The 6,802-nt window shown below is 37.9% G+C and carries 7 protein-coding genes; 6 read left to right on the top strand and 1 reads right to left on the bottom strand.

Annotation, left to right across the window (positions count from 1 at the left end):
- Position 1: 1 nt before the first annotated feature.
- On the top strand, positions 2 to 1,072 hold the full coding sequence (gene mtnA / locus C1726_RS22310; RefSeq protein ID WP_102275159.1) for an S-methyl-5-thioribose-1-phosphate isomerase: 1,071 nt from the start codon (positions 2 to 4) through the stop codon (positions 1,070 to 1,072).
- Positions 1,073 to 1,128: 56 nt separating this feature from the next.
- Here the strand turns inward: mtnA and C1726_RS22315 are convergent, their stop codons facing one another.
- Positions 1,129 to 1,890, bottom strand: a complete 762-nt coding sequence (locus C1726_RS22315; RefSeq protein ID WP_102275160.1) for a DeoR/GlpR family DNA-binding transcription regulator — start codon at positions 1,888 to 1,890, stop codon at positions 1,129 to 1,131.
- A 335-nt stretch (positions 1,891 to 2,225) separates the two neighbouring features.
- On the opposite strand from C1726_RS22315, the gene C1726_RS22320 reads away from it, so the two are divergent.
- The 5 genes from C1726_RS22320 to C1726_RS22340 all read left to right on the top strand — a co-directional run bounded on the left by C1726_RS22320 (position 2,226) and on the right by C1726_RS22340 (position 6,657).
- Complete coding sequence (locus C1726_RS22320) at positions 2,226 to 3,023, top strand: class II aldolase/adducin family protein (RefSeq protein WP_102275161.1); 798 nt, start codon at positions 2,226 to 2,228, stop codon at positions 3,021 to 3,023.
- A gap of 200 nt (positions 3,024 to 3,223) precedes the next feature.
- Positions 3,224 to 3,997 carry an N-acetyltransferase gene (locus tag C1726_RS22325; protein WP_102275162.1) on the top strand — a complete coding sequence of 258 codons (774 nt, stop codon included), beginning with the start codon at positions 3,224 to 3,226 and terminating at the stop codon, positions 3,995 to 3,997.
- A 96-nt stretch (positions 3,998 to 4,093) separates the two neighbouring features.
- Positions 4,094 to 5,602, top strand: coding sequence for a protein adenylyltransferase SelO (locus tag C1726_RS22330; RefSeq protein ID WP_407642059.1), 1,509 nt, complete (start codon positions 4,094 to 4,096; stop codon positions 5,600 to 5,602).
- Positions 5,603 to 5,657: 55 nt separating this feature from the next.
- Complete coding sequence (locus tag C1726_RS22335) at positions 5,658 to 6,164, top strand: VOC family protein (RefSeq protein ID WP_102275164.1); 507 nt, start codon at positions 5,658 to 5,660, stop codon at positions 6,162 to 6,164.
- A 97-nt stretch (positions 6,165 to 6,261) separates the two neighbouring features.
- Positions 6,262 to 6,657, top strand: coding sequence for a hypothetical protein (locus C1726_RS22340; protein ID WP_102275165.1), 396 nt, complete (start codon positions 6,262 to 6,264; stop codon positions 6,655 to 6,657).
- The last annotated feature ends 145 nt before the right edge of the window (positions 6,658 to 6,802 follow it).

Genomic DNA, 6,802 nt, shown 5'->3' on the forward strand with positions numbered 1-6,802 from the left:
GATGGGAAATCCAGTTGAAGTAATACAATCAGTCAAATTAGATGATGAAAACAGTACACTAATACTTTTAGACCAAACAGTATTGCCAAATGAAACAGTATTTCTTGAATTGAAAGAAATGGAAGATGTATGGGAGGCGATCTATCAATTAAAAGTAAGAGGAGCACCTGCAATCGGAATTGCAGCAGGATATGGTGTCTATCTAGGTACGAAAAAATCAACTGCTGAAACATATGAAGAATTATATTGTGATTTTACAAAGGTAAAAGAATACTTAGCTTCCTCAAGACCAACTGCAGTTAACCTTTTCTGGGCACTTAATCGAATGGATGAAAGATTTAAGAAAGAGGAAGGCAAAACTGTTTCTGAAGTAAAGGCTGCTCTTAAGGAAGAAGCGGAACTAATCAGAGCAGAAGATGAAAAAATTTGTGAATCAATCGGACAATATGCACTTTCATTGTTAGAGCCTGGCTGGGGAATTCTTACTCACTGTAATGCTGGAACAATTGCAACTGCCAAATATGGTACTGCGCTGGCCCCGATTTATTTAGGGCAGGAAAAAGGCTATGACTTTAAAGTTTATGCAGATGAAACAAGACCGTTGCTTCAAGGTGCCCGATTAACTGCTTGGGAACTGCAGCAGGCTGGAGTAGATGTAACATTAATCTGCGATAATATGTCATCCATCGTAATGAAGGAAGGGAAAATTCAGGCCGTTCTTGTCGGGTGTGACCGGGTAGCTGAAAATGGTGATACAGCGAATAAAATCGGGACATCTGGTGTAGCGATTTTGGCAAAGCACTACAATATACCTTTCTATGTTTGTGCACCGCTGTCTACAGTTGATTTAGCATGTAAGACAGGGGACGATATTCACATCGAACTAAGACCTTCAGAAGAAATTACAGATAAATGGTATGAAAAACCAATGGCACCAAAAGATGTGAAGACGTATAATCCTTGTTTTGATGTGACAGATCATTCTTTAATTACAGGAATCATTACCGAAAATGGCATTGCATATGCGCCATTTAATGAAACCCTTCCAAAAATGTTCAAAAGTACAAAATAAAAAAGGAAAAGAGCTGAGGTTACTACTTCAGCTCTTTTCTGACAAGTTTTATTAAGCTATTCACATTCATGAAGAGCCACATTTTGTTCTTTTAAGAATTGCTTCCATTCTGAAGAAAGTGTTTTGTCCACAACAACATGATTAATTTTGTCAAAATCACAAATTCTTGCAAACGATGTTTTATCAAATTTCGTGTAGTCCGCAATTAGGTAGACATTATTTGCGTGTTCAGCAGCTAGTTTTCGGATTCCTGCTTGTTGTTCATTCGAATCTGTTATGCCATGCTGCATGCTGACAGAGCGGCATGAAATGAAGGCGGTATCAAAGAAATAATGCTTTAGTGTATACTCAGCACTTCTTCCTGTATTTGATAGGGATGTTGGTGACAATGTCCCTCCGATTACAACAATATTAATATTTGGTTTTTCTACTAGAGAATTAATGACTTTAAGCGAATTTGTCACAACCGTTAATTTCTTATCCTCAAGCATACTGGCAATAACTAAAGAGGTTGTGGAGGCATCCAAGAAAATGGAATCACCGTTTTTGATAGCGGCAATACATTCTGCAGCAATTTTCTTTTTACCTTCCACGTGAATATGTTCTCGTAAATTGACATTTACATCGTTTTGAACACCTTCAGAAATATATGCTCCACCATATGTTCGATTTAAAACTCCTTCTTCCTCTAGCTGTTTTAAATCTCTGCGGATCGTTTCCTCTGTTACATTAAATTGATTTGTAAGATCGGCAACGGTTATACTCTTTTTTTCTAGTATTATTTCTTTGATTTTTTTCTTACGTGCGATAGGAAGCATGTCAATCTCCTCATTTTTAATTGTTTGTTAAGAGAATTATACCATGTTGTGTGGGTTTTAATAAGTAACATCCAAGAAATAAAAAGATTTGATTTTAACTAAGTTAAAGGGAATATAACACATACTAATTTTGGTTTCTTGTTAAATAACAGTACAATTCAACAAGAAATGGTTATAAAACCAAAATAATAATTGACAAAACCACAAATTAGTAAGAAAATTATAAGCAGTAAAAGTATCGTTAAAATGTGCATTTTACTTTCTGCCTAAGTAATATAAATATAGAACGCAGGAATGAATAGAGTGTATTTTGGATGATTAAGGAGTTGTCACTTATGAGAAATAAACAACAATATTATACGGATAACGAAGCCAAAAATTTAATCTGTGAAATTGGCAGAAGAGTATATAATAAAAATTTTGTAGCCGCCAATGACGGGAATATTTCTATTAAAGTGGGTCCAAATACCATTTGGGCTACACCTACAGGAGTAAGTAAAGGATTTATGACACCTGATATGATGGTGAAAATGGACCTTGAAGGCAATGTTATTTCTGGGGAGATGAAACCTTCATCAGAAGTAAAAATGCATTTAAGGGTTTATAATGAAAACCCTGAAGTAAATGCAGTCGTTCATGCACATCCGCCTGTAGCAACATCTTTTGCAATTGCAGGGGTGAGTCTCGATAAGCCAATTTCACCGGAAGCTGTCGTTCTTCTAGGAACGGTTCCAGTAGCACCATATGCAACACCAGGTACTCAAGAGGTTCCCGATTCGATTGCACCTTTTTGTAAGGATTATAATGCCGTGCTGTTAGCTAATCATGGGGCTCTAACTTGGGGCTCAGATATTATTCAAGCTTATTTTAGAATGGAGTCACTTGAACATTATGCACTAATGTTAATGTATTCAAATAACATCATCAATAAAGCGAATGAACTAAACCCCACACAAATATCGGATCTAATTAATATTCGGAAATCGATGGGCATACAAACTGGCGGGGTACCTCAAAGTTCACTTGATGCGCAAAGAAGCAAGATATTAAATAATAAAGAAGAAATGATTGAGCATATTGTTCGAAAAGTAACAGAAGAAGTAGTGAATCAATTAATGAAAGAGAATAACTAAATATCGACCGATCCATTTGATAAAGCTATGGGAAAGGTTAGAAGAGATCTTCATGTTAATATTCAGTCATGAAGGTCTTTTTTTAATTTAAGGTTTGTTTTTATTGTAGTCTCCGGTTATCCGAATGTAACTTTCTTTAAGGAAATTTTATTTGATAATATAATAACTTGAGAATCTTTTTTGATTTAGGAGGGAAGAACATGAGAATCGTACAATTAACTAAAAATACAATTGAATCTGAACACATCTGCTGTGCTTTAGGGGCAAAACAATATGAAAATGCGGTGAGGGAAAAGAAAAAGTGGCTCCGAGAACGTATGGATGAAGGGCTGGTATTTAGTCGGCTAGATGAACGTGCAAAAGTATTTATAGAATATTTGCCAGCTGAAATGGCCTGGGTCCCTATAAAAGCACCAAATTATATGTATATTAATTGTTTGTGGGTTTCGGGCAGATATAAAAATAACGGGTTTGCAAAGCAATTATTAAGTGATTGTAAAGAAGATGCAATGAATCGTGGAATGGATGGGATTGTACATATCGTTGGCCAGAAAAAATTTCCGTATTTAAGTGATAAACAGTTCTTTGAACATATGGGATTTGAGACAGTAGACCAAGCGGCGCCTTATTTTCAATTAATGGCACTGAAGTGGAATGAGCATGGCGTTATCCCTTCTTTTAACAATCAAGTAAAGAAATTATCAGATGATAAAGGGGTAACTATTTATTACACTGCTCAATGCCCATTTGCAGTGGGCATCATAGATGAGTTGAAAAAAGTAGCGGAGAGTAAAGATGTATCTTATAAATCTTTTCAAATTACTACAAAAGATGAAGCGCAAAACTCACCAATCGTATGGACAACATTTGGGTTGTTTTATAATGGGGAGTTTATCACACACGAAATAATCAGCGCAAACAAATTTGAGAAATTACTAACAAAACTTATAGAAGAAGATCCTATTCAAATATAGAAAAGGAAATGGGTTTGGGGCTTTTAGTCAATTGAAGTCCTTTATTTATACTATTGATAGGGTCATCTTTTATATAGAAGGATATAATAAATAGAAATGAAAATTGTAAGAGGATGTGAGTTCGTTCTAATGGAAGAACAATACAAATTAGAAGAAGCTGGCTGGAATTTTGATAATAGTTATAATAGGCTGCCCAATTCATTTTTCTCTAGGATGAGTCCAAATCCTGTTCGTGACCCAAAGCTCGTTATTCTTAATGGTTCACTAGCAGCATCATTGGGACTTGATTTACAGGAACTGCAATCAGAAAAAAATGTTTCTGTGTTTGCCGGAAATCAGTTTCCTGACAATGCTTCACCACTTGCGCAAGCATATGCCGGTCATCAATTTGGGCATTTTACCATGTTAGGGGATGGGCGAGCTTTACTTATAGGAGAGCAGATTACGCCTGAAGGTGTACGGTACGATATTCAGCTCAAGGGTTCAGGCAGAACACCATATTCCCGAGGCGGGGATGGAAGGGCTGCGCTAGGTCCTATGCTTAGAGAATATATTATTAGTGAGGCTATGTACGCGCTGGGAATTCCAACTACACGCAGTCTAGCAGTAGTAACAACAGGTGAGTCCATTATCCGTGAAACGTACTTGCCAGGTGCAATTCTAACGAGAGTGGCAAATAGCCATATTCGGGTTGGAACTTTTCAATACGCATCGAAACTTAGTACGGAGGAAAATCTCAAGATTCTCGCAGATTACACAATTAATCGCCATTTTCCAGAAATCGGCTTAAGTGAAAATCGTTATCTATCACTTCTTCTGGAAGTGATCAACCGGCAAGCGAAGCTAATTGCTAAGTGGCAGTTAGTAGGTTTTATTCATGGGGTAATGAACACTGATAATATGAGCATTAGCGGGGAAACAATTGATTACGGTCCATGTGCTTTCATGGATACTTATAATCCGGCAACGGTATTTAGTTCAATCGATACAAGAGGACGCTATGCATATGGCAACCAGCCGTATATCGCTTCATGGAATCTTGCGCGTTTTGCTGAAACCTTATTGCCGCTATTGCATGAAAATGAGGAAAAGGCACTTGTATTGGCTCAAGATGCGATTGCACAATTTACTGATTTGTACCAAGCCAACTGGCTAGCAGGGATGCGAACAAAACTAGGGATTTTTAACGTGGAAGAGCAAGATGAAGATCTTGTTAAAGACCTTCTTAAAATGATGGAGAAATATCAAGCAGACTTTACTAATACATTCCGCTCCTTAACATTTGATAGGAAAGAGGATTTAGTTTTTTTTGGCAAGGATGAATTTAATCAATGGGCAGAGTTATGGCAGGCAAGACTGCAAAGGCAGCAGGAATCAAAAGAAGCCTCCGGACAATTGATGCGGGAATCTAATCCAGCAGTAATTCCGCGAAATCACAGGGTGGAGGAAGCTCTGGATGCTGCGGTGAATGAGGGAGATTTTGGTGTCATGGAAAGGCTTCTTGAAGTTGTATCAAACCCATATGCGCACACAGAAAAGCAAGCTGAGTATTGCACACTGCCGGTACCGTCTGATCGCCCATACCGTACTTTTTGCGGAACTTAATCAATTGCTTATTTATTGATAATATGATTATTGTTTTTAAAATGGAGGGCGACTTGTGGAAAATAAAATCCAGAAAATCTCTGCGAATCTATGGTTTGATAAACAAGCTGAAGAAGCGGCAGAATTTTACACAACTATATTTCATCATTCCAAAATAAGGAGAATCATCCGTTATGGAAAAGAAAGGCATAAAATAGATGGAATAACAGAGGGAACCGCCATGACAGTAGAATTTGAATTAGAGGGGCAAACCTTTGTCGCCTTAAATGGCGGACCGCAATTTAAATTCAATGAAGCAATCTCTTTTATTGTTAACTGTGAAACGCAAACAGAAATTGACTATTATTGGGGCAAGCTCTCTGAAGGCGGAGACGAAAAAGCGCAAGTATGCGGCTGGCTGAAAGATAAATATGGTGTCTCGTGGCAAATCGTTCCATCCAACCTGAATATCTTGTTAAGTGATCCAAATCCTAGAAAAACAGACAGAGTGATGAAAGCACTCCTTCAAACGGAGAAAAAAATTGATATGGACGCTTTAATGCGGGCATACGAAGAGGAATGATTGAGAATAGCTTAGAAACAAATCTATAATTTGAAGTGAATATTAATGGGAATGATAGCACGTTAGTAAAGCCCGGAAGTTATGGTGAGTTTAAAAAATGGTAGAGATGAAGGGTTCATGGCTACCAAAAAACGGAGCGAGCCGAAAAATGGTAGCCATGTGGCGTTTATGGATCCCGAAAAACGAGGCAAATCGAAAAATGGTAGCCATGATGCGTTCATGGATCCCGAAAAACGAAGCAAATCGAAAAATGGTAGCAATGAGGAGTTCATGGATCCCGAAAAATGAGGCAAATCGAAAAATGGTAGACATGAGGGTGTTCATGGACCCCAAAAAACGAAGCAAATCGAAAAATGGTAGCCATGAGGCGCTCATGGATCCCGAAAAACGAGGCAAATCGAAAAATGGTAGCCATGAGGTGTTCATGGACCCCAAAAAACGAAGCAAATCGAAAAATGGTAGCCATGAGGCGCTCATGGATCCCGAAAAATGAAGCAAATCGAAAAATGGTAGACATGAGGGTGTTCATGGACCCCAAAAAACGAAGCAAATCGAAAAATGGTAGCCATGAGGCGCTCATGGATCCCGAAAAATGAAGCAAGCCGAAAAATGGTAGCCATGAGGAGTTCATGGACCCC

It is taken from the genome of Cytobacillus massiliigabonensis (assembly GCF_900199725.1).
Taxonomy (GTDB): domain Bacteria; phylum Bacillota; class Bacilli; order Bacillales; family Cytobacillaceae; genus Cytobacillus; species Cytobacillus massiliigabonensis.

Bases quoted from the DNA above. Each gene is read 5' to 3' on its own strand.
- C1726_RS22330 (WP_407642059.1), top strand. From the start codon at position 4,094: ATGAAAATTGTAAGAGGATGTGAGTTCGTTCTAATGGAAGAACAATAC.
- mtnA (WP_102275159.1), top strand. From the start codon at position 2: ATGGGAAATCCAGTTGAAGTAATACAATCAGTCAAATTAGATGATGAA.
- C1726_RS22340 (WP_102275165.1), top strand. From the start codon at position 6,262: ATGGTAGAGATGAAGGGTTCATGGCTACCAAAAAACGGAGCGAGCCGA.
- C1726_RS22315 (WP_102275160.1), bottom strand. From the start codon at position 1,890: ATGCTTCCTATCGCACGTAAGAAAAAAATCAAAGAAATAATACTAGAA.
- C1726_RS22325 (WP_102275162.1), top strand. From the start codon at position 3,224: ATGAGAATCGTACAATTAACTAAAAATACAATTGAATCTGAACACATC.
- C1726_RS22320 (WP_102275161.1), top strand. From the start codon at position 2,226: ATGAGAAATAAACAACAATATTATACGGATAACGAAGCCAAAAATTTA.